At 55.3% G+C, this 22,363-nt stretch carries 17 protein-coding genes; all 17 read right to left on the reverse strand.

Going from position 1 to position 22,363, the window contains the following annotated elements:
• Positions 1-50 precede the first annotated feature (50 nt).
• Positions 51-722 (reverse strand): LbetaH domain-containing protein, encoded by a 672-nt coding sequence (locus tag J2S20_RS08045; RefSeq protein ID WP_307254844.1) that lies wholly within the window; start codon positions 720-722, stop codon positions 51-53.
• Complete coding sequence (locus J2S20_RS08050; protein ID WP_330692792.1) at positions 722-2,776, reverse strand: DNA topoisomerase; 2,055 nt, start codon at positions 2,774-2,776, stop codon at positions 722-724. The genes J2S20_RS08045 and J2S20_RS08050 overlap by 1 nt, the downstream gene beginning before the upstream one ends.
• Entirely contained in the window at positions 2,773-3,864 is a 1,092-nt protein-coding gene (locus J2S20_RS08055) for an aldose epimerase family protein (protein WP_106612584.1), read from the reverse strand. The genes J2S20_RS08050 and J2S20_RS08055 overlap by 4 nt, the downstream gene beginning before the upstream one ends.
• Before the next feature lie 229 nt (positions 3,865-4,093).
• Positions 4,094-5,188, reverse strand: a complete 1,095-nt coding sequence (gene asd, locus J2S20_RS08060; RefSeq protein WP_106612583.1) for an aspartate-semialdehyde dehydrogenase — start codon at positions 5,186-5,188, stop codon at positions 4,094-4,096.
• Positions 5,189-5,403: 215 nt separating this feature from the next.
• Entirely contained in the window at positions 5,404-7,200 is a 1,797-nt protein-coding gene (locus J2S20_RS08065) for a DUF5722 domain-containing protein (protein ID WP_174901024.1), read from the reverse strand.
• A 164-nt stretch (positions 7,201-7,364) separates the two neighbouring features.
• Positions 7,365-8,795 (reverse strand): cobalamin biosynthesis protein, encoded by a 1,431-nt coding sequence (locus J2S20_RS08070; RefSeq protein WP_242934049.1) that lies wholly within the window; start codon positions 8,793-8,795, stop codon positions 7,365-7,367.
• A gap of 113 nt (positions 8,796-8,908) precedes the next feature.
• Positions 8,909-10,030, reverse strand: coding sequence for a 30S ribosomal protein S1 (rpsA, locus tag J2S20_RS08075; protein ID WP_307254853.1), 1,122 nt, complete (start codon positions 10,028-10,030; stop codon positions 8,909-8,911).
• Positions 10,011-10,865: a 4-hydroxy-3-methylbut-2-enyl diphosphate reductase gene (gene ispH, locus J2S20_RS08080; RefSeq protein WP_307254855.1), complete on the reverse strand. Its 855-nt coding sequence runs from the start codon at positions 10,863-10,865 to the stop codon at positions 10,011-10,013. The genes rpsA and ispH overlap by 20 nt, the downstream gene beginning before the upstream one ends.
• 4 nt (positions 10,866-10,869) lie before the next feature.
• On the reverse strand, positions 10,870-11,547 hold the full coding sequence (cmk, locus tag J2S20_RS08085; RefSeq protein ID WP_307254858.1) for a (d)CMP kinase: 678 nt from the start codon (positions 11,545-11,547) through the stop codon (positions 10,870-10,872).
• 1 nt (position 11,548) lies between these two features.
• Entirely contained in the window at positions 11,549-12,805 is a 1,257-nt protein-coding gene (locus J2S20_RS08090) for a BaiN/RdsA family NAD(P)/FAD-dependent oxidoreductase (protein WP_307254860.1), read from the reverse strand.
• Positions 12,806-12,881: 76 nt separating this feature from the next.
• Entirely contained in the window at positions 12,882-14,201 is a 1,320-nt protein-coding gene (locus J2S20_RS08095; protein WP_307254862.1) for an aspartate kinase, read from the reverse strand.
• 149 nt (positions 14,202-14,350) lie between these two features.
• A complete protein-coding gene (locus J2S20_RS08100; protein WP_307254865.1) occupies positions 14,351-18,100 on the reverse strand; it encodes a phosphoribosylformylglycinamidine synthase in 3,750 nt (1,249 codons plus the stop codon).
• Positions 18,101-18,177: 77 nt separating this feature from the next.
• The gene (locus J2S20_RS08105) at positions 18,178-18,819 is read right to left on the reverse strand and encodes a sigma-70 domain-containing protein (RefSeq protein WP_307254867.1); all 642 of its coding nucleotides are present in this window, start codon (positions 18,817-18,819) and stop codon (positions 18,178-18,180) included.
• Between the two features lie 74 nt (positions 18,820-18,893).
• A complete protein-coding gene (locus tag J2S20_RS08110; protein WP_307254870.1) occupies positions 18,894-19,391 on the reverse strand; it encodes a DUF5721 family protein in 498 nt (165 codons plus the stop codon).
• Positions 19,378-20,343 (reverse strand): peptidylprolyl isomerase, encoded by a 966-nt coding sequence (locus tag J2S20_RS08115; RefSeq protein ID WP_307254872.1) that lies wholly within the window; start codon positions 20,341-20,343, stop codon positions 19,378-19,380. Before J2S20_RS08115 ends, J2S20_RS08110 begins: the two co-directional genes overlap by 14 nt.
• Before the next feature lie 63 nt (positions 20,344-20,406).
• Positions 20,407-20,871: a divergent PAP2 family protein gene (locus tag J2S20_RS08120; RefSeq protein ID WP_307254874.1), complete on the reverse strand. Its 465-nt coding sequence runs from the start codon at positions 20,869-20,871 to the stop codon at positions 20,407-20,409.
• A gap of 32 nt (positions 20,872-20,903) precedes the next feature.
• Positions 20,904-22,349: a glycogen synthase GlgA gene (glgA, locus tag J2S20_RS08125; RefSeq protein ID WP_307254876.1), complete on the reverse strand. Its 1,446-nt coding sequence runs from the start codon at positions 22,347-22,349 to the stop codon at positions 20,904-20,906.
• Positions 22,350-22,363: the final 14 nt, after the last annotated feature.

Below are 22,363 nucleotides of genomic sequence, written 5' to 3' on the forward strand. Positions count from 1 at the left end.
CGTAACACAGAAAAAACAGAATTGCAATGAACAAAGAACGCACAGCAGTCTCAGCGCTTCCGGACCAGCTCACCCTCCCGCTTGTAGATCGTGTTTGCAGGAAGCACGCCGCGCACGCTGGAGAGCGGATACACAGTCGTATTCTTTCCGATCACGACCCCCGGATTCAGAACCGAACCGCATCCCACCTCAACGCCGTCGCCGAGTATCCCTCCGATCTTCCTGAGGCCGGTCTCAATTTCCTCATTCCCGCAGTGAATCACAATATTCTTTCTGTCGCTCTTAATATTGCTCGTAATGGCTCCCGCCCCCATGTGACTGCGATAGCCAAGGACTGAATCGCCGATATAGTTGTAGTGCGGCGTCTCCACGTGATCAAAGAGTATGCTGTTCTTGAACTCGCAGGAATTGCCCGCAACGGAATTCCGCCCGATCAGGACATTCCCCCTCACAAAGGCACACTGCCGCAGCTCTGCGCCCTCGCAGACAATCAGCGGCCCCTTCAGGCTTACAGTCTTCGCGATCTTCACAGAACGGTGTACCCAGATGCAGTCCCCAAACTTCTCATACTCCGACTCCGGAAGCGTCTGACCGAGTTCCATAAGAAAGCTGCCGATCTCCGGCAGCAGCTCCCAGGGATAGCTGAAGCGCTGAAACAGCGGTGCCGCTATGGTTCTGTTCAGATCAAACAGCGCCTCAATGCGCAGATCCTCTTTTTTCATCACTGATCTCTCCTCTTTTTTCTGTAAGTTCTAGCCGCCACTGCCTTTGGAGGCGGATAGTAGCTCCTCATCTTCTCAAAAGCATCCCGCAGAAGGTAGCCCGCATTGCTCTGCTTTACCTGTTCTGTGCGGCGGCTCACAAATGCCCTGAGCTTCTGCATATACTCCTCCGGGCTTATAGCTCCCTCCGCCACGTAGCCTAGTCCCTTCTCCCAGCTGGCTGTGAGCTCCGGATTCAGAAGCTGCCGCAAGGAGAGCAGCACCGCCTCGTAGATCATCTCACCGAGCAGGGTCGGTGTGATAATCTGCGTCTTTCCGTTCAATGCGAGATAGCTGTTGCTCACGAGCTTCTTAAGGATCTCCGCCCGCGTCGCGCTGGTTCCAATTCCGGAGCCCCTGATCTGGCTTCGAAGCTCCTCATCCTCAATAAGCTGTCCCGCATTCTCCATGGCAAGTATCATGGAACCGGAGCTGTAGCGCTTCGGCGGCGAGGTCTCTCCCTCCTTCACAGAATAGTTCCCCGCTCCGTATTCGCTGCCCTTCTTAAGACCCGCAAGCATGGCGCGGAAGGCAGGATCCTCACCGCGTCCCTCCGCCATGTCTTCATGCTCCTCTCCGTTCTTCGCCTGCTGCCGGAAGACGGACAGCCGCTGCCATCCCTCCTCCGTACAGATGCGAAAGTTCGAGAAAAAGTGTTCTCTGCCGAGCGCAGTCTCCACGGATCGCTTCTCATAAACTGCTGGGGGATAGAAGACAGCCAGGAATCGCCGGCATATCATCTCATAGACCTCACGCTGGAGCTGCCTCAGTGATCGCAGCGCCGGAAAGCCCTGCCCCGTGGGAATGATCGCATAGTGATCTGTGATCTGCGCGTCATTCGTGTAGCGCGTCCTGCCTATCTTTTTGAAGCTCTCTCCGTCGAGTACCTCCGCAGCAAAGCCTGCGACCTCCGGAAGCTCTGCTGTGAGCCTCCGAAGTCCGGAAAGATTCCTGCTTATTTCCTTCGCGACCGCCGTGGACAGCACACGCGCGTCCGTTCTGGGATAGGTCACCAGCTTCTTCTCGTAGAGCTCCTGCACAAGCTTTAACGTCTCATCCGGGCTTATCTTAAAGCGCTTCGCGCAGTCGTTCTGGAGCTCAGCGAGGTTATAGAGCAGCGGGGCGTTCCGTATTTCCCGCTTTTTCTCCGACTTCACAACCTGTGCCTCTCTGCCGTCCTGACTGAGCAGGCGTATCAGTGCATCTGCGTCCTCCCGCCTCCTGAAGCCATTCTCCTTATAGAGCTTCGGTGACTGAAAGTACGCGGAACCCTCCACCGCACGCCACTCTCCCTCAAACGAGGTTCCATCCTTTGAAAACTCGGCGAGCACGCGGTAAAAGGGCGTCTTTACAAAGGCGCGTATCTCTCGCTCGCGCCGCACAACCATGCCGAGCACACAGGTCATAACCCGCCCGACGCTCACGACCGTGTGATTCCTCTTTAAGAATGCGGATAATGTTCCCCCGTAGCGAAGCGTCAGCGCGCGGGAAAAATTGATTCCCATGAGGTAATCCTCCTGCGCCCTCAGATAAGCAGCCGCGCTCAGTCCGTCATAGGCACTCCAGTCCTTCGCCTCACGTATACCTCTCTGAATCTCCTCCTCTGTCTGCGAGTCGATCCAGACACGCTTCCTTGTCTTACCCTGCACTCCGGCCATGCGGTCCACCAGGCGATAGATATACTCTCCCTCTCTCCCGGAGTCCGTACAGATATAGATGGTGTCTATATCTTCCCGGTTCAGGAGCCCCTTCACAATCTCAAACTGGGGCTTCACATCTCCGATCACCTCATAGAGAAACTGCTCCGGAAGAAAGGGAAGCATCTCCAGATCCCAGCGCTTCAGCCGCGGATCATACTTCTCAGGGTAGCTCATCGTGATGAGATGCCCCACACACCAGGTCACGACAGTATCTGTGCTCTCCAGATATCCGTTCTGTCTCCTGCCGCTCACTCCGAGTACCCGCGCAAACTCCTGCGCGACGCTCGGCTTCTCAGCTATGAATAGGCGCTTCAGTCCGTCTCCTCCTCTTCCTCATCAAGCCGCGTCACAAATTTATAGATTGTGAAGTGATGGTATTCCTCCCCCGCCCGGAATACGGGCTGCGGCCATTCCGCATGATTCACGGCGTCGGGATAGAACTGTGTCTCAAAGCAGTAGCCCGCACGGTGATCATAGACTGCACCGCCCTTGCCCTCTGCCTGCTCCGCGCGAAGCGCATTGCCTGTGTAGAACTGAAGGCCGGGCAGGTCTGTGTAGATCTTCAGCTTTCTGCCGCTCTCCCTGTCCTTCGCCTTTGCGACGAGACGCAGCTTTCCATCCTGGTTGTTCAGGACAAAATTATGATCATAGCCGCTCCCGAATCTGAGCTGCTCATCGTCTGCATCAATGTCCTGTCCAATTGGCTTCTGCATGGTGAAATCCATGGGTGTGCCGTCGACCGGGCGCAGCTCTCCAGTCGGCAGTGACCACGCATCCACCGGCGTAAAGTAATCTGCGTTGATCCAGACCTCCTGCTCAAGAATATCCCCGGCATCATGGCCTCGAAGGTTGAAATAGGCGTGGTTCGTCGGATTGATGATGGTCGTGCGATCCGATATTCCGCTGTACTCAATGATGACTGAATCGTCCTCTGTGAGCGTATAGGACACAGAAAAAGCAAGCGCGCCCGGAAAGCCCTGATCTCCGTCCGGGGAATTCAGCCGGAAAGAAACCCTGCTCCCGAGCTTTGTCTGTTCAGTCTCTGCCGCGAAGAGCCTGCTGCACCAGAGCTCAGGTCCGGAGTGCAGATTGTTCTTCCCGTGATTATTCCTTGCGAGCTGGTACTCCACTCCCTCCAGCGTGAACTTCCCGTTGCCGATCCGATTTGCCGAGCGCCCGACACACTCCCCCATAGCGGTCGGATTCTGGTTGTAGGTCTCAGGATCATCATAACCGAGGAGCACATCTCCCGGCTCCCCCTCCCTGTCCTGCACCTTCATGCTGACCCAGGCAGCTCCAAGATCTGTAAATACAGCTTCCGTGCCATTTCCGTTTGTCAGGACAAAAAGCTGTGTGCTGCGTCCGTCCGCAAGCGTCCCGAACTCTCTCACCTCTGCACTCATACCTTCTACCTCCGCTGTCATTGATCTGTATACGTCATTATAACACGGAAGCCTGACTGTTGTGCGCCGGCTTTTCCCTTTCATTTTTTGCTGCACAACCGCGTATCCCGCAAAATCCGTCTGAGGCGAAAAATCAGCTGCCCCTGACCGCTTAAAAAGGACCGGGGCCCATATGGGTACTCCCGGTCCTGCAAGTGTCTTCTGTTTTCACTGTCTGACCCGACGCGTCTCAGTCCTTCGCCGTGATGTACTCAAGTGCAGTCAGGCACTCCGCGCACTCCACTGCGCCGCCTGCTGCGCCGCGCAGTGTGTTGTGGGAGAGTCCCACAAACTTCCAGTCATAGATGCTGTCCTCTCTCAGACGGCCGATCGAGATGCCCATTCCGCCCTCATAATTGACATCCAGACTGACCTGGGGACGATTGTCCTCCTCCATGTAGCAGATAAAGTGCTCCGGAGCGCTCGGAAGCCTGAGCTGCTGCGGAAGTCCCGCATAGTCTCTGAGCTTCTGAATGAGCTGCTCCTTTGCCGCCTTCCTTCTGAGCTTCACAAACACTGCAGCCGTGTGCCCGTTCAGCACCGGTACCCGTATGCACTGACAGCTGATCTTCGGCCCGGCAGCCGGGACTATCTCATCACCCTCGATTCGTCCGTATATCTTCAGCGGTTCCTTCTCGCTCTTCTCCTCCTCACCGCCGATGTAAGGAATGATATTCCCCTGCATCTCCGGCCAGTCCGTAAAATTCTTACCGGCTCCGGAGATGGCCTGATAGGTAGTTGCAATCACCTCGTAGGGCTCAAACTCCTTCCATGCAGCGAGCACCGGCGCATAGCTCTGAATCGAGCAGTTTGGCTTCACCGCGACGAAACCTCTCACGGTTCCAAGACGCTTCCTCTGCGCCCTGATGATCTCAAAATGCTCCGGATTGATCTCCGGAATCACCATGGGAACATCCGGAGTCCAGCGATGTGCGCTGTTATTGGAGACGACCGGAGTCTCATGCTTCGCATAATCATCCTCGATCGCGCGTATCTCCTCCTTCGTCATGTCTACGGCGGAGAAGCAGAAATCAACCTGAGCTGCAACCGCATCCACCTCATTGACATTCATGACAACCATCTTCTTATATTTCTCCGGCATCGGAATGTCAAGCTTCCAGCGCCCGCCGATCGCCTCCTCATAGGTCTTTCCCGCGCTTCTCTCACTTGCCGCAAGCACAGTGACCTCATACCAGGGATGATTCTCCAGTATTGTGAGGAAACGCTGTCCCACCATGCCCGTTGCTCCGAGCACTGCAACCCTAAGTTTTCTCTCAAGCTTCATCTGTATGCCTCCTGTGAGCTGTATTTATATGATAGCAGGGCCAAATAGCGCCACACACCATGCGCACCATAGCTGCACAGCAGTGAAGGAAAGCTATTATGACTCGCTCATCATACCCCTTCACTTTCCCGAATTCAAGCGTTTTTTCGCGTGAGGCGCACAAATGTACGTTTCAGAGAGACTCTGCTCCTTTTAGGAAGCATTTTTGTGCATTCTTATTTTTCCAGCGCCCTCCAGCGGAAGGAGGGAACGACCTCTGACCACTTGCTGATACCGATCACCGACTTTGCAAATTCGGTCGCTTCCAGAGTCTTTGCCTTCTTGTCTATATCCCGGAAGACAGACCATATCCTGCGTCTTCTCGTCGCGACGATCGCATCGCCCACATCCATGCGGCAGGCCCAGAGACCGAAGGCGCAGGAGGTTCTCACCTCTGCAGGCGCGTCCACCTGCCGACTCAGAATCAGCGCGTCAATGTACGGATTGGAATCTGCAATATAGTAAGCGTAGGCAAAGGCCGCCGCCTGAGCCTCCTCCACATTTCCGCGGCTCGCGCTCGTCGCAGTGAACCCCTGCTCGGAGAGTATCACGCGCCGCACATTGTTCGACGGATCCCGGAAGGCCGAGCCACAGAGATAGTCCGTCAGCACGTTCAGGTTCTCAAAGTCTATGATCTGTGTGCTCTCGTTCTGCACGATGGCTCCGGTGCTGTGGTCATCCCAGAACTCCGGCTCCACCATGGGATAGGGATAGGGGTGATACGCCAGATTCCAGCTGATGTTTCCGCCGCGAAGTATGGCAGCATTCACCGCATCCAGAATCTTTTTTCCGGAATACTTCAGTTTTTCGTCCGCATTTGGATCGTTCCAGTTCTCATCGATTGAGAAAAACACCCTTGCGTTCGCAGAAGCGCTCTTAATTGCGGTATAGCTCACACGAAAGGCGCGGACATACTCCTCCACGTAGCGATCCATATCCATCGCCCCCATGTAATTCCAGTTCTTATTGTTATTGATTTCATTCCCGATGATCCAGTTGGTCACGCGACCGCAGCTTGCGTTTTCTCCGGAGTAGCGCTCTGCGAGAAAGGACATCAGCGCTCTGGTTGTCTCATAGCCCTCCTTTGTAGATGCGTTAAAACCATAGTAGAAGGCGTCTCCGGATTTCTTCACACCGGGATAGATGAGCTCCGGCATACGCTCATTCCAGCCGTTCAGAACAATCCCGGTCACCAGCATGCTCTTTCCTGAGTAGGCGCTGATATTCTTGTCATATTCCGCAATCTGTGCGGCATCAAAGTGATAGGTCTTGCCCCTGTAGCTGTAATCCACTCCGCTTCCCGCAGTGATCTGTGCGAGATTAAAATTGACATTGACATGCTTCACCCCGAGATCAAAGGCATCGCTCAGCATATCCAGCTGCACGAGCAGTCCCTTTTTGGTGAGCGGAGCCTGATAGGGAAGTCTGCTCCCGGCCACTGTCTCTGGATTGGTGATATAGGCGCGATTGCTGATCTCCTGATAGCGCCCGTCCTTCCATACCGCGACGGCAAAACCATCATAGAGTCTGGTATCCGCACTGCCGGCACGCAGCTCTGTGCTGAAGCTGAACTGCCCGCTCTCCGCAGTATTTGCGATCGGTTCTCCGAAGAGACTATCCTGATACGGCGCCATGGCAAAGAGATAGAGCTTTCCATCCTCCGCGGAGTAGCTTCCGCTCACGCTTCCCTTAAGCTCCACTCTCCCGTTCGCAATGACAGCGCTGAGCTCGGCAGTCTCTGTCGCAGTACTGCTTTCCTCTGCCTGATCCGTCCCGGCACCTGCTGCATTGCCCCGCTCCCCGGTCTTCTGAAGCTCTGCACCACTCTGCTGCTCCGGCTGAAAGGGCTTCCCGTCCGGTCCTATGCCCACCACGGTTGCGCCAAGTGCCGGACTGAAGCTCAGCACAGACATTGAGAGCAGCAGTGCTGCCGCAGTAATGCGCTGTACACTCCTGAAATGCATTAAATTCATTCACTTCACTCCTCTCCCAAGCTATTCAGGGCGCCGCGCTATAGATTGCTGCATGAGCCGCGCCGCCGCTCTGAATAAAAAATAAAACGCTGTAATCAGTGTAGACATAAACCGTGAAATTCTCCACCGCTTTGCCCTTAACTTTGCTTAAGGATTTATGAAGCCTATTTGAGTCTCTCTGCAATACCGCATTCGAGCTTCCAGACCTCAGCCGCCTGCGCCGCAAGAACACAGGCAAGTCTCCCGCCAAGCTCCCGCATGGCGCGGTCCTCCGCTCTGAGGGGAACAACACCATTCCCGATGCTGTCCAGTATAATCGCAGCACAGAAGGGTCGTGCCTCTACAGCCTCACCCGACATCTGCACCGCAGCGCTGCTCCTCCCGGCGCGCTTAATGCCGGCAAGCTCCCCAAGCAGCTCCTCCGCGGCATCTGCCGCAGCCTGCTCCGCGCTGCGCGCTCCGGAGAGCACAGGCTCTGTCCAGCGCTGCAGCCTCTTCTCTTCGACATAAAGCACGCCTTCTGCGGAGAGCCTTCCCCCGGCGATGAGGCGCTCCGCAAAGCGGCGCTTGCCCTGCCAGGCACCGCCGGTGATCAGAAGGAAGGAGGAGCGCTCCGGGAAGCGAAGACGTGGCCGCTTCATGCTGAGTGCCAGGGTCACCCCCCTATAACGCGTCTTATGCACAAGAATTTCCGGGAAAACTGCGGCTGCAGCCCGCTCACAGACATTTCCCACCCCTGTTGTCCTCCGCACAAAGGCAGAGTCCTCATACTCCCCCGGCTGCTCCAGCAGCTCCTCTGCCGTATACACGCGAAACTCTGCCCGAAGCTCCTCCGCCAAGGCAAGGATTGCCGGCTCATTCTTCTTAAGCTCTATGCTTGCAACAGCTGAGATTGCCTCAGCACATATTCCCCGCTCGCTCAGAAACTGCTGAAGGGCCTCCCGCAGCGTCTCAGGGGCAATCCCCCGCCTGCACCCGACTCCGAGAGAGAGGCAGCGCGGAATGAGGCGAAGACAGCTCCCCCCCAGCTCTGCATCCGAGAGCGTCACCGCGATTGAGAGTGCCTTCTGTCCCGCTGCGATCTCCCGCTTCTCCGCCCGATACAGCTCACCCGGAAGCTCTCCCTCCACAGGAAAATCACTGCAAAAGCCGATGCTTACACCGCGAAGCAGTGCCGCACTGATCTTCCGCGCAAGCACGCGGTCCGTGATCCACAGAGCATTTTCCTTTGCAAAAAGATCCACAGCAAAGAGATGATACAGATCTGTCGCAGTAGAGATAACAGCCTCTGCGCCGATCATGCCGGCTATGCGCTCCGCCATCAGATTTGCACCGCCCACATGACCTGAGAGCAGAGAAATACAGTGCCTCCCAAGCTCATCCATCGAGAGCACCGCCGGATCCTGAAATTTATCCCGCACAAGGGGGGCGATCCTCCTCACCGCGATTCCGGTCGCCCCGATAAAGATCAGCGCATCACAGCAGGAAAACGCCTCCTCGACCGCCAGCTCTAAGACAAGCTCCCCCTGCTTCTCCAGCATGGACTGGAGACGGGCTTTCAGCTCTCTCCCGCGGCCCGTATAAGCATACAGCACAATTCTCAATATGCACCTCCTTCGGCGCAGTCAGAAAGAGGGCCAAAGCGCGGAACGCTCCGCACCTTGACCCTCTGTAAACTCGAACTGTCTCAGAGCTGAAGAGAGCAGTATTACTGCTGCTCCTCCGGCTGCTCCTCTGGCTGAACCTCCTCACTGTACACGAGCTCATCGCCCTGCGGCTGCATCTCAAGCGCCTTCATGCTGAGGGAGATCTTTCTGTCAGCCTCATTGAAATCAACGATCTGCGCCTCGATCTCGTCACCGATCTGAAGAACATCCGCCGGCTTGTCGATGTGTCTGCGCGCAATCTGAGAGACGTGAAGCAGCGCGTCCACGCCCGGCTCAAGCTCAACAAACGCGCCGAAATCGGTCATGCGGGCAACTCTTCCTGTCACAACATTGCCCGGCGCATACTTCTCCGCCGCATCAATCCACGGATTCTGCTCCGGGAATTTCAGGCTGAGTGCGATCTTGGTTCCCACAATATCCTTGATAAGAACTGTGACCTGGTCTCCGGACTTGAAGACCTTCTTCGGGTTCTCAATTCTGCCCCAGCTCATCTCGGAGATGTGAAGAAGGCCATCCGCACCGCCAAGGTCGATAAACGCGCCGAAATTGGTGACATTCTTCACGACACCCTCGACAACGTCTCCCGGCTTAATGCGAGCAAAGAGCTCCTTCTGCATCTCAGCCTTCGCAGCCAGCATGAGCTGCTTGCGGTCACCGATGATGCGTCTTCTGCGCGGGTTGAACTCGGTGATGACAAACTCGATTTCCTGATCCGCATACTTGGTGAGATCTCTCTCATAGGAATCGGACACAAGGCTGGCCGGAATGAAGACTCTCGCCTCCTCGACCATGACACTGAGCCCGCCGTTCAGGACCTGAACAACCTTCGCCTTGAGAACCTCGTGATTGTTGTAAGCCTCCTCAAGACGCTTGTTTCCTCTGTCCGCGGCAAGTCTTCTGTAGGAAAGGGATACCTGGCCATCGCCGTCATTTACCTTCATGACCTTTGCTTCCAGTTCCTCACCAATCTGCACGACAGTCCGGAGGTCGAGGCTGTTGTTGTTCGTGTACTCATTCCTGGTGATGATGCCATCCGACTTATAGCCGATGTTTAAGATGATCTGATCCTCTTTGACATCAAGAACTGTTCCCTTTACGACTTCCCCGTTGTGAATTGTCTTAAAAGACTCCTCAAGCATCTGTTCAAAACTCTGATCTGACAATTGTTTGAACCTCCTCAATGATATGTTTGGGGGTTGATGCCCCCGCTGTAATGCCTATACGCTCAAAAGACGCCAGGACCTTCGGGTCAAGATCATCCGCCGTCTGCACAAAAAACGTATTCTCACAGGCGGCACTGCAGATCTCCGCGAGCTTTCGCGTGTTGGAGCTGCTCTGTCCGCCGATGACAATCATGGCATCGACCTCTGAGGCGATCCTTCCGGCCTCGGTCTGTCTCTCCTGCGTGGCATTGCAAATCGTATTAAAACACGCTATATCATAACCCAAATCCGTAATTTTATCAAGAATCTTTTTAAACTTTGTCAGATTATAGGTAGTCTGCGCGACAATACTGATACTTTTTCCCTTTTCCAGGCCCAGAGCTTCAAAATCTTCAGCAGATTCGATCACCTCTGTGTCCTTCCTTCCCCACCCCCGGATCCCCATGACCTCCGGATGTGCAGGATCTCCGACAATAATGACCTGGCGCCCCTTTGCATTCTCCTCCTGCACAATGCGGTGAATCTTTGCGACAAAGGGACAGGTCGCGTCCACCACACGGAGCTGTTTCTTCTCACAGATCTCATAGATCTCCCGGCCGATTCCATGGGAGCGGATGATGACGGTTCCCCCGCGAAGTGCTCTGAGCGCCTCCGGCCCGTCAAGAACCCGGACTCCTTTTCGTTCCAGATCCTTCACGACCTCCTCGTTGTGAATGATGGAACCGTAGGTATAAACCTCTCCCCTTGCTTCCTCCGCCTCGCGGTACACTGTCTCCACCGCCTTGCGCACACCGAAGCAGAATCCCGCCTTTTCCGCAATTTTTATACTTGACAATGCCTCACCTCTCCCGGCTTCCCCGGACAAGCGAGAGAATCTTCCGCTGCACCTCCGCCGCACTCATATCCGAGCTGTCCAGGAGCACAGCGTCCTCTGCCTGCCGGAGCGGCGCCGTCTCTCTGTGCATATCTCTGTAGTCACGCGCCTCAATATCTCTCTGAACCTCGGCGAGCTCTGCGCTCTGCCCCTTCAGAAGCAGCTCTCTGAGCCGTCTTTTTGCGCGCACCTCTGCACTGGCAGTGAGATATATCTTTGTATCCGCGTTCGGAAGCACGACAGTCCCGATGTCACGTCCGTCCATCACGACCGGCTGCGCTGCCGCAAGCTGACGCTGAAGAAACAGAAGCTTGTTTCGCACCGCGGGATAGACGCTCACCCGACTCGCCATATTTCCGACGGCCTCCTCGCGAATTTCCGCAGAAACATCCCTGCCGTTTAAAAAGATTCTCTGCTCTCCGTTCTCATGGCGGAGCGCAATATCCACCCCGTCCAGTGCGGCTGCGACAGCCTCCTCCGAATCCGTGTCCGTGCCTCTCTCTGTCAGGAACAGGGCAATCGCGCGAAACATCGCACCCGTGTCCACATAGATCCAGTTCAGCTCTCTGCTCACTGCCTTTGCAATTGTCGATTTTCCTGCTCCCGCAGGGCCATCGATCGCAAGCGCTCTGATCTTCTCCATTTTATCTCTCCTCCGCCGCACTTTTTCCGGCAAGCCAGCCTGTTGACCACGCAATCTGAAGATTAAATCCGCCTGTCAGTGCGTCAAGATCCAGGAGCTCTCCTGCAAAATACAGTCCGGAAATTCTTTTCGATTCCATTGTGGAGGGATTCACCTCCTTCACACTGACGCCGCCCTTTGTGATAATCGCTTCATTGAAGCCCCGAAGTCCGGTCAGCGTATAATGAAGCCCCTTGGTCGCGCCAACGAGCGCAGCCCGCTCTTCCCTCGTCAGATCATGAATCCTTCGCTCCGGAGATACCCCTGACTGCCGTATCACCTCGGAAATGAGTCTTGAGGGAAATAATCCGGAGAGCGCATTCTTCAGCGCGCGGTTCTGCAGATCCGAAAAATCCCTGAGCAGGCGCTGGTCCAGCTGTTCTCCGGAAAGTGCTGGTTTCAGATCTATGAACAGCGCAAGCTCCTTCTTTTTCAGGAGCGGACCAACCACCGCGCTCGCAGAGAGTATCACGGGGCCGCTCAGTCCAAAATGCGTGAAGAGCAGCTCCCCAAAATCACTGTAGTGCTCTTTATTTCCCTCCCGTATGGAAATGGAAACATTCTTCAGCGAGAGTCCCATGAGATCTGCGGCTATGCTCTGCTCACGGATCAGCAGTGGGACAAGGGAGGGCAGAGCCGGCGTGATGCGGTGCCCCAGCCGCTCTGCAAAGCGAAGCCCGGCGCCGTCAGAGCCTGTCGCCGGGTAAGAGAGTCCGCCCGTTGCAAGAACCACTCTGTCCGCAGGCAGCAGCGCACCATCGCAGAGCCGTACGCCGCTGACAGCTGCTGTGCCGTCCGCCGCCACATCTGTTTCGATACCCGACACTTCTGCGTTGAGACGCCAGCTTACGCCCGCGCGCTTCAGCGCGCGCTCCAGCGCATTGATAACATCATAGCTATGATCGCTCACCGGAAATACGCGCTGACCGCGCTCTGTTTTCAGCGGACACCCGTTCTCCTCTATCAGACGCATGATGTCTGCATTCGTATATTCCCGAAATGCGCTGAAGAGAAAGCGCGGATTACTGACCACGCTCTCCTGCACCTCCTGCATATCTGCCGCGTTCGTCAGGTTGCAGCGTCCCTTTCCGGTGATAAAAAGCTTCTTGCCGAGCTTTTCATTCTTCTCGAGAAGCAGCACCTTCGCGCCCGCTCCCGCCGCGGCAATGGCTGCGAGCATTCCCGCGGCACCGCCGCCGATCACAATCACCTGATGCACTGGTATCCTCCTGCTTTCAGCTCACTGCATTTTGGCGCGGCACCAGAAATGATGCCGCGCCGGAATGCCTCTTTTCTTACAGCTGTGTCTCTACAAAAATGCGGTATATCGCGCGGATCGCCACCTCAAAATCCCGGCTCTTCACGCCCACGATGATATTGAACTCACTGGAGCCCTGATCTATCATCTTGACATTCACGTGCTCATGGCTCAGCGCCGCAAAAACGCGTGCCGCTGTTCCTCTCTGATCCTTCATCCCGCGCCCCACTACCGCGATCAGCGCGAGATCATCCTCAAGTATGATCTGATCCGGATGCACGGCGCGATGGATGCCCGCAACGATCCTCTGCTCATTGTCCAGAAACTCTGTCTGATGCACAACGATCGTCATCGTGTCTATCCCGGAGGGCATGTGCTCCAGACAGATGCCATTGTCCTCAAAGACCTGCAGCACCTTGCGGCAGAAGCCGATCTCGGAATTCATCATATCCTTGTCGATGGTCACAGAGCAGAAACCTTTCTTGCCTGCCACACCGGTGATGGTAAAGCGCGGCTTTCTGCAGGTGCTCTCGACGATCATGGTTCCCTTGTCGTTCGGGCGGTTCGTGTTCCGTATATTGATCGGAATTCCCTCTTTTCTCACGGGGAAGATTGCGTCCTCGTGCATGACCCCTGCCCCCATGTAGGAAAGCTCCCTCAGTTCATGGTAGGTGATGGTATCGATCACCTCCGGGTTATCGACAATATGGGGATCTGCACAGAGGAAACCGGACACATCGGTCCAGTTCTCATAGAGATCCGCATGAATCGCTCCGGCAATCACGGAGCCGGTCACGTCGGAGCCGCCGCGTGAGAAGGTAGTAATGCTTCCGTCCCGCTTTGCGCCGTAAAAGCCCGGAATCACCGCATAATCAACGTCGCAGAGGCGCTCGGAAACCGCCTTTTCCGTCGCCTCCCGATCCAGTGTGCTGTCGTCATGAAACACGATAATCTCTGCCGGATCTATAAACTCATAGCCGAGATAAGCCGCCATGAGCAGACCATTCAGATATTCTCCGCGGCTTGCGGCATAATCTCTGCCGATCTGATGCACAAAGCCCTCTTCCATTCTCCTGTAGGCATCCTCAAGATTCAGATTCAGCCCCAGACCCTCTATGATCTCCTCGTAGCGCGCGCGTATCTGCGTAAATATCTTTCCATAGGCGACCTGATCGCCTGCGGCATCATACATCCGATACAGCAGATCCGTCACCTTGATGTCTTCCGGGCTTCGCTTCCCCGGAGCAGACGGAACTACATAGCGCCTGGACTTGTCCGAGCGGATGATCTCCCCGGCCTTCTTAAACTGCTTTGCGCTCGCGAGGGAGCTTCCCCCGAACTTTACAACCTTCTTCATAGCCTTACCTCTCATAAACGAAGGCAAGACCGACCGGTCAGGTCGATCTTGCCCCTTATCTCTTCGCTGTGATAAACGCCTATACCGATAATCCCAGCAGTGCGGAAGCCAGGGCTCCGATAAACTACTGCGCGTTTATCATACTCGAATCACTTAAAATAGGCAACACCCGATTCAAAAATTTTCATATCCTGACGCACAGGAATGTTGATATTGACATAAGTTCCGATGCGCTCCGGATGCGCCATTTTTCCATAAATTCTGCCGTCTGCACTGGTGATTCCCTCTATGGCATAGTAGGAGCCGTTCGGATTCCACTCCTCCTCCATCGTGACGGAGCCGTCCGGCGCGCAATACTGCGTCGCGACCTGTCCGTTCTGAAAGAGTGCCTCTATGGTCCCCTGCGGTGCGACAAAGCGTCCCTCGCCGTGGGAAGCCGCGTTCGCATACACTCCGCCGAGCTCCGCGCCCATGAGCCACGGCGACTTGTTGGATACGACCTTCATATTCACCATGCGGCTGATATGTCTTCCTATCGTGTTCATGGCAAGTGTCGGTGCATCCGCCGCCTGCTCCCTGATGTCCGCATATGGAACCAGCCCGAGCTTAATCAGCGCCTGAAAGCCGTTGCAGATGCCGAGCATCAGTCCGTCTCTCTCATTCAGAAGCTTCAGCACCTCCTCGCGGATCTTTTGATTGCGGAAGGCCGTCGCAAAGAACTTTGCGCTTCCCTCCGGTTCATCTCCCGCGGAGAATCCGCCGGGGAACATGACAATCTGCGCCTCTGAGATCCCCTTTCTGTATGCTTCGACAGAATCCAGTATGTCCTGCGCACTGCGATTTCTGAATACGGGAGCATATACCTCTGCTCCCGCCCGCTCAAAGGAACGGAGAGAATCGATCTCACAGTTTGTACCCGGAAATACCGGAATGAAGACGCGCGGTATGCCGAGCTTATGCGTGCAGACAGCTGCTGCCTCTGCGCGGTACAGCGGCGTATCAAGCGCCTTTCCTTCTGCACCCTCAGCAGTTGAGAATATCTTCTCCAGCGTACCCGTCCAGGCGCGCTCAGCCTCAGAAAGCGGCAGCTCCATGCTCTGAAACGCCAGTACGGCGCGCTCCGTCACCTCTCCGAGCAGGGTGCAGCGAGCCTTGAGCGCAGCGCAGTGCTCCGCAGGAACCTCCAGAAGCAGATCGCACCAGGCCGGTGCAAAAAGCTCCTCCGCGCGCACCGCATCCGATACCCTGACACCCAGTCTGTTGCCGAAGGCCATCTTTGCAAGGCCCTCCGCAATGCCGTGGCGGGACAGCGCATAGGAGCTCACAACACGCCCCGCCAGAACATCCTCAAAGAGCGCGGAATACTGCGCCTTCAGGTCTGCAAAATCCGGAAGCGCATCCGCATCTCGCTGCACACGCAGCAAAAGAATACGGTTTCCGGCCTTCTTCAGCTCCGGCGTGACCACATTTTTGGCACTGGCGATATCCACCGCAAAGCTCACCAGCGTGGGGGGAACATCAATCTCGTTAAAGGTTCCGGACATGGAGTCCTTGCCGCCTATGCTTGCGAGCTCCAGCTCCCTCTGCGCCTCATAGGCCCCGAGCAGTGCGGCAAAGGGCTGACTCCAGCGGCGCGGCTTCTCATCATCCATACGCCGGAAATATTCTTGGAAGGTGAAGTGAATCTTTCTCCAGTCTCCTCCTGCTGCGGCAATCTTCGCGACTGAATCCGCAACTGCATATACAGCGCCGTGATAGGGGCTCCACTTCGAGAGGTAAGGATCAAAGCCGTAGCTCATCATAGTCACTGCATCGCAGCTCCCCTTCAGCACGGGAAGCTTCGCGACCATAGTCTGAATTTCTGACATCTGGTAGAGACCGCCGTAGGGCATTGTGACTGTACCGGCGCCGATCGAGCTGTCAAACATCTCGACCAGACCCTTCTGAGAGCAGACATTCAGATCTGCAAGCGTCTTAAGCCAGTGGGAGCGAATGTCAGTGACCGGCTGCACTGTCAGCGGGCTCTCTGCCTTCACCGGCATCTCCACCTCAACCTGTGCCTTAAGATGCGCACCATTGGTGTCGATGAACTCTCTGCTGATATCTACTATGGTTTTGCCTCTCCAGCGCATCCTTAAGCGCGGGCTCTCCGTGACCACAGCGACCGGAACAGCGCCGAGATTCTCTTCCTGTGCATATGCGAGGAACTGCTCTACATCCTTCGGGTCGATGACGCAGGCCATGCGCTCCTGCGACTCCGATATCGCAAGCTCCGTCCCGTCCAGTCCCGCGTACTTCTTCGGAACCTTGTCGAGGTCGATATCAAGCCCCGCCGCAAGCTCTCCGATCGCCACGGAGACGCCGCCCGCCCCAAAATCATTGCACTTCTTGATCAGCGTACTCGCCTCAGGGCGACGGAACAGACGCTGAAGCTTCCGCTCTGTGGGCGCATTGCCCTTCTGCACCTCTGCGCCGCAGATCTCAATGGAATCGGTCGTATGAACCTTGGAGGAGCCCGTCGCGCCTCCGATTCCGTCGCGCCCGGTCTCACCGCCGAGCAGTACGATGACATCTCCCGGATCGGACGTGAGACGGCGCACATTTTTCCGCGGCGCCGCTGCCATAACTGCACCGAGCTCCATGCGCTTCGCAACATAGTCCGGATGATAAATCTCCTTCACATAGCCTGTTGCCAAGCCGATCTGATTTCCGTAGGAGGAATATCCGCGGGCGGCCTCCGTGACCAGCTTCCTCTGCGGGAGCTTGCCCGGGAGGGTCTCTCCAAGCGGGACGGTGGGATCTGCCGCACCTGTGATGCGCATGGCCTGATAGACATAGGTTCTTCCGGAGAGCGGATCCCTTATTGCGCCACCGAGACAGGTCGCTGCGCCTCCGAACGGCTCGATTTCCGTCGGATGGTTGTGCGTCTCGTTCTTAAAATTTACAAGCCACTCCTCTGTGACACCGTCGATCTCAACCGGAACAATCACGGAGCAGGCATTAATCTCGTCTGTTTCCTCCTGATCAGTGAGCTTGCCCTCCTTCCTGAGCTTTCGCATTCCCATAAGCGCAAGATCCATGAGACAGACAAACTTGTCCTTTCTTCCATGGAACACATCCTCGCGGTCGCATAAGTAGCGCTCATAGCTCTTCACCAGCCGCTCTCTGTAGTCTCCCTCCAGAAAACGAATATCTGTGAGCTCTGTCTGGAAGGTCGTATGACGGCAGTGATCCGACCAGTAAGTATCCAGCATCCGGATCTCGGTCACAGTCGGATCCCGCTGCTCTTTCTCAAAATAGCTGCGGATGAAGGAAAAATCATCGTAGGTCATTGCAAGATTCAGCGAGAAATAGAGCGCATGAAACGCCTTCTCATCCATGCTGCAGAAGCCTTCAAAGCTCTTCACATCCTCCGGCGCAGGATAGTCTATATGCAGAGTGTCCGGCTTCTCCTCCGAGGTCTCTCTGGAGTCCACCGGGTTGATGCAGAAGCTCTTCACAGCGGCAAGCTCCTCCTCCGTCGGGGTTCCGCTCAGCACATAGGTCGTCGCAGAGCGTATCACCGGGCTGGCCTTTTCGTCCAGAAGCTTCACACACTGTTCTGCCGAATCTGCGCGCTGATCGAACTGGCCCGGAAGAAACTCTACGGAAAAGACAGCATCATCCGCATTCTTCGGAAAGCTCTCCTCATAGCAGCTGTCCAGCGGCGGCTCAGAAAAGATGGTTCCTCTCGCCAGCGCATAGCTCTCATCCGTCATATTTTCGATGTCATAGCGCACCAGAACCCGCACGCGGCTTATGCTGCTTATGCCGAGATAACTCCGGATATTCTCCGCGAGCTCTCTTGCGCGAACGGCATAGTCCGGCTTCTTCTCCACATAGACTCTTCTAACGCCCATAGTACTCCTTTCAAAGCTTACGACTGTTCTCCTGTGCCTTATCATATCGGAAATTCTCTGAATTTGTCATCCATAATTCAAAGTGCCTGCATGCTCATTTTGACAAGCTCCCGTATCTCCTCCTCTGTGCTTCTCATCCGCTCGGCGAGCTCACTCTCTGTGGCCTGTCGCCCGAGCTCCGTCGCCATCACGCGGGATATCTCTGTGAGGCGGTTCAAGCGCTCTGCAATCGCCTGCTCTTCCTGACCGCTGCTTTGCGCCTCCTCACAGGAATGCTTCAACGCAGCCTCTACTTCTGCGGTTATCGTATCACGAAGCACAGCGCTTTCCAATTCCCCTTCCGTGTTTTTTGCAGAAGTCACAGCATTTGCAAGATAGCGGCTGACCGCCTGCACCAGGGCGAGATTTGCGACAGCGATCAGCTCAGAAACGGAAATCGGCCCTCCCATATAGTCCTTCACAAGCGTAAGCGCATACATGAGATAGCCCTCCGTGAGGCGCTGTTTCGCATGCTCCTCTCCCATAGCAGCGCGTCCTGTGAGCTCTGCCTCCTCCTGAACAGAGAGCTGTGGAACCGCTCTGAGCTCCTCCAGATAAAGCTCCAGAAGATCCAGACCTGCCTCCTCTTCTCCAGATGTATCTGCCGCACCGGATTCAGTCGTCTCCCAGGCTCCGAATAGCTCCTCCGGCTGCTTCTTCTGATCTCCAAAACGTCTCATGGCACCTCCTGCCTATGGCCTGCACCGCCATTTTTTACTTTTATCTGATTTGCAGAGAAACAGTTGTTACACAGCTACAGCACAGAGACCGCCAGCTTATACTCCCGGAAGAAGCGCTGCGCCCATTGATCCCAGGCCTCCTCCAGAGAGCGCTCGGGCGGAAAGCAGTTGAGAGAGGCCAGGCTGACACAGCTCAGCTCCCCCTTCTCAAAGCGGAGATTCAGAAGAAAACTGCCAATCTGCTCCGCATCCACAGCATAGCCCGCCTCCCTCAGGAAGCGCTCGCGCTCCCCCGGCGCAAGACGGAGGGTGATGCGGAAGGAGGCCGGTGTTTTCCTGCCCCGTATCAGCTGAAAACACAGCTCGCGCACTCTTCCCCAGCGCACATAGGCTTCAATCTGTTCCTTCTCCAGCTCCTCATCTGTAAACCAGCTGCGCTCAACCCGTCCATCCACAGAAAAACTGCAAAAGGTACTGAATTCCGCCTCTCCGAGTAAAAAACCATCAAAGCAGTCCTGCATAAAAAGTGCTCTCGTAAAGCTCCGGATATCCTCGACCTTAAGTGCCCTCATGCGCAAACCCTCCTCTGACTGCGGAAAAAAAGTTCTCACCGCTGTAATCCTGGTCCGCTGCGCGCTCCACACTCTGCCAGCGGGAAGCATTCATCTCGATCCTGTGCGCCGTGATGTAATCCTCATATGCCTCCTTCACCACCGTCCTGAGCCGCTCCGCCTGAAGCTCCGCGCGATGCGCCGCTGTCGCTTCCTCATCATAGCTGCTGATACAGCGAAAGAAGGAGTAACGTCCCTCCAGCGAAAGCACCTCACTGACTGCGCCGTCCTCCAGCGCAAAAAGCGCATCCTCCGCATCCTTCGGAAGCTCTCCGCGCACAAGTACACGGAGACGTACCTGTCGCGCAGGGTTGTTCTTAGCAAGGAGCTTCAGCTCCTCTCCGTTCCCCGCCTTTGTCCTGAGCTGTTCTGCCGCCTCTTTGCTCTCGGCCTGAAGCTCCTCCAGACGCACCACTCTCGCCTCGCTCTCGCTGATCTCAGTCTTCCGGTCACCCAGCATGGACTCCTTCAGCTTCAGCGCGAGCGCGTACTGATAAAACATATTCTCCGTCTCCTCCGGCTTCAGCCCGGAGAGCGCTTCCTGTCCGCGAACAGAGCTCTCATAAAAAATCTGAGCAGCCGCGGAAAGCTGCTTTTTCTCCTCCGTGTCCAGCCGTATGCCGCGCTCCTCCGCCATTCCATTCAGCGCACAGAGCTCCAGGAAAAAATTCCTGAGCTCACGAAGATAACGCGTCTTATAGCTCTCCCCGCTGCCAAGTGTCACCTTCCAGATTTCATTTGTATACAGCTGCTCCGTCTCTTGTCTGGCAGACAGTACAAGCATAAGCATCTGCTGCTCACTGTAGGGCAGTAAAACAGTCTCTTCCTTTGGTTCCGCTGCGGCACAGCCGGACAGTAAAAGCACGGCAAGGCAGAGGACGGCAAAACGCCGCACGAACCACCCTTGTTTCATCCTTCCTCCTCCGCATAAAAACAGGCACCGGATAAATGCACGCCTTCCGATGCCTGCAGATCTTTAATAAAAGGCGTATTCCGCCACTGCTGCAACAATGATACCCAAAACCGCGCCGCAGAATACCTGAAGCGGCGTATGACCGATGAATTCCTTTAATTTAATCTGAAACTCCGCGAGGTTGTCAAAATTCCAGAAATTCTCCTCCATCATCAGGTTCAGGAGCTGTGACTGCTTTCCGGTCTCCCTGCGCACTCCCATCGCGTCAATCATCACGACCATAGCCAACACAAAGCTGATCGCAAATTCAAAGGAGCCGAAGCCGCGGGCAAAGGCTGCCCCGGCAGCGAGCCCACAGACAGTTGCACTGTGAGAGCTCGGCATTCCGCCGTTTCCATAGAGACGCTCCACTGTGAAGCTTCCGGTGGTCCAGAGATCCAGGAGCGCCTTCAGTACCTGCGCCACGAACCAGCTCATGACTGCACTCATCAAAACCTGATTGGAAAGAATCTGATTAAATATACTCATTAAGCTCTGCTCTTCTCTTTTTCTCTTAATCTTCAGTAACCGATCAACCAGTCATAAAGTTCCTGATATTTGAGCGCCGAGGTATGCCACGAGTAGTCCTCCTGCATGGCGCGGTCTACGATCCTGTTCCAGTCACGTCTGCGGCTGTAGTATATCATCTTTGCATAATTCAGTGTATTCAGCATCTCCTGCGCATTGTAATTTGCAAAGCTGAAGCCGGTCCCGCTGTTCTTGTACTCGTTGTAGGGAATCACCGTGTCCTTCAGTCCTCCGGTCTCCCGCACGATGGGCAGGGTTCCATAGCGCAGCGCGATCAGCTGCGACAGGCCGCAGGGCTCAAAGAGCGAGGGCATGAGATAGGCGTCACAGGCCGCATAGATCTTATGCGCAATCTCGTTGGAGTAGTAGATCTGTGCGGAAACTCTGTCCTGATACTTCCAGTCGTAGTAGCGAAACATATTCTCATAGCGCTCTTCTCCCGTTCCGAGCACCACAAACTGAATATCCTCCGAACATAGCTCATCCATCACACTGCTGATGAGATCCAGTCCCTTCTGGTCTGTCAGGCGGGAGACAATCCCCACCATGAACCTGTGCTCGTCCTCTGAAAGTCCAAGCTGACGCTGCAGATCCCGCTTGTTTTTTTTCTTTTCCTTGCGGAAAGTCTTCAGGCTGTAATTCTGTACAATCAGTGCATCTGTCTCCGGATTGAATTCCTCATAATCAATTCCGTTTACAATGCCGCGAAGGGAATTGGATCGCGCACGCATCAGTCCGTCAAGTCCCTCTCCGTAGAAGGGAAGCTGTATCTCTCTCGCGTAACTCTCACTGACTGTTGTCACTGCATCTGCATAGACGATGCCGCCCTTCAGATAATTTCCATTCTTATATGCTTCCAGCTTGTCGGGAGCAAAATAATAGTCCGGCAGACCGCTGAGCCGCTGTATCGTCTTCACATCCCACACGCCCTGGAATTTCAGATTATGTATCGTGAGCACAGATTTGATGTCCCTGAAAAACTCTCCGCCGCGAAAACGATCCTTGAGATAGACCGGAATCAGCCCCGTCTGCCAGTCGTGACAGTGTATAACATCCGGCTGAAAGCCGATCACAGGAAGCGCAGACAGCGCCGCCTGAGAGAAAAACGCAAATTTTTCAAGATCATACAGCCAGTCACCATAGGGACTGAAGCCTCCAAAATACCCCTCATTATCAATAAAGTAAAAGGTGATGCCGTCCTCCACATACTTCAATATTCCAACATAGCGATTCTGTCCGTTGTAGTAGAGATAAAAGTGGCTGACATACTCAAACCGGGACCGCAGCTCCTCCGAGATGCAGAGATACTTCGGAATCATGACGCGTACGTCAAAATATCTCCTGTCGAAGCACTTCGGCAGAGAACCCGCAACATCCGCGAGCCCTCCCGTCTTGATAAAAGGTACTGCCTCCGAAGCCACAAAAAGTATATTTTTCATGCTTTTTCCCTCCA

It is taken from the genome of Moryella indoligenes, from assembly GCF_030812885.1.
Lineage (GTDB): Bacteria > Bacillota > Clostridia > Lachnospirales > Lachnospiraceae > Moryella > Moryella indoligenes.

Bases quoted from the DNA above. Each gene is read 5' to 3' on its own strand.
- J2S20_RS08045 (WP_307254844.1), bottom strand. From the start codon at position 722: ATGAAAAAAGAGGATCTGCGCATTGAGGCGCTGTTTGATCTGAACAGA.
- J2S20_RS08055 (WP_106612584.1), bottom strand. From the start codon at position 3,864: ATGAGTGCAGAGGTGAGAGAGTTCGGGACGCTTGCGGACGGACGCAGC.
- asd (WP_106612583.1), bottom strand. From the start codon at position 5,188: ATGAAGCTTGAGAGAAAACTTAGGGTTGCAGTGCTCGGAGCAACGGGC.
- J2S20_RS08065 (WP_174901024.1), bottom strand. From the start codon at position 7,200: ATGAATTTAATGCATTTCAGGAGTGTACAGCGCATTACTGCGGCAGCA.
- cmk (WP_307254858.1), bottom strand. From the start codon at position 11,547: ATGGAGAAGATCAGAGCGCTTGCGATCGATGGCCCTGCGGGAGCAGGA.
- J2S20_RS08095 (WP_307254862.1), bottom strand. From the start codon at position 14,201: ATGAAGAAGGTTGTAAAGTTCGGGGGAAGCTCCCTCGCGAGCGCAAAG.
- J2S20_RS08100 (WP_307254865.1), bottom strand. From the start codon at position 18,100: ATGGGCGTTAGAAGAGTCTATGTGGAGAAGAAGCCGGACTATGCCGTT.
- J2S20_RS08105 (WP_307254867.1), bottom strand. From the start codon at position 18,819: ATGAGACGTTTTGGAGATCAGAAGAAGCAGCCGGAGGAGCTATTCGGA.
- J2S20_RS08110 (WP_307254870.1), bottom strand. From the start codon at position 19,391: ATGAGGGCACTTAAGGTCGAGGATATCCGGAGCTTTACGAGAGCACTT.
- J2S20_RS08115 (WP_307254872.1), bottom strand. From the start codon at position 20,343: ATGAAACAAGGGTGGTTCGTGCGGCGTTTTGCCGTCCTCTGCCTTGCC.
- J2S20_RS08120 (WP_307254874.1), bottom strand. From the start codon at position 20,871: ATGAGTATATTTAATCAGATTCTTTCCAATCAGGTTTTGATGAGTGCA.
- glgA (WP_307254876.1), bottom strand. From the start codon at position 22,349: ATGAAAAATATACTTTTTGTGGCTTCGGAGGCAGTACCTTTTATCAAG.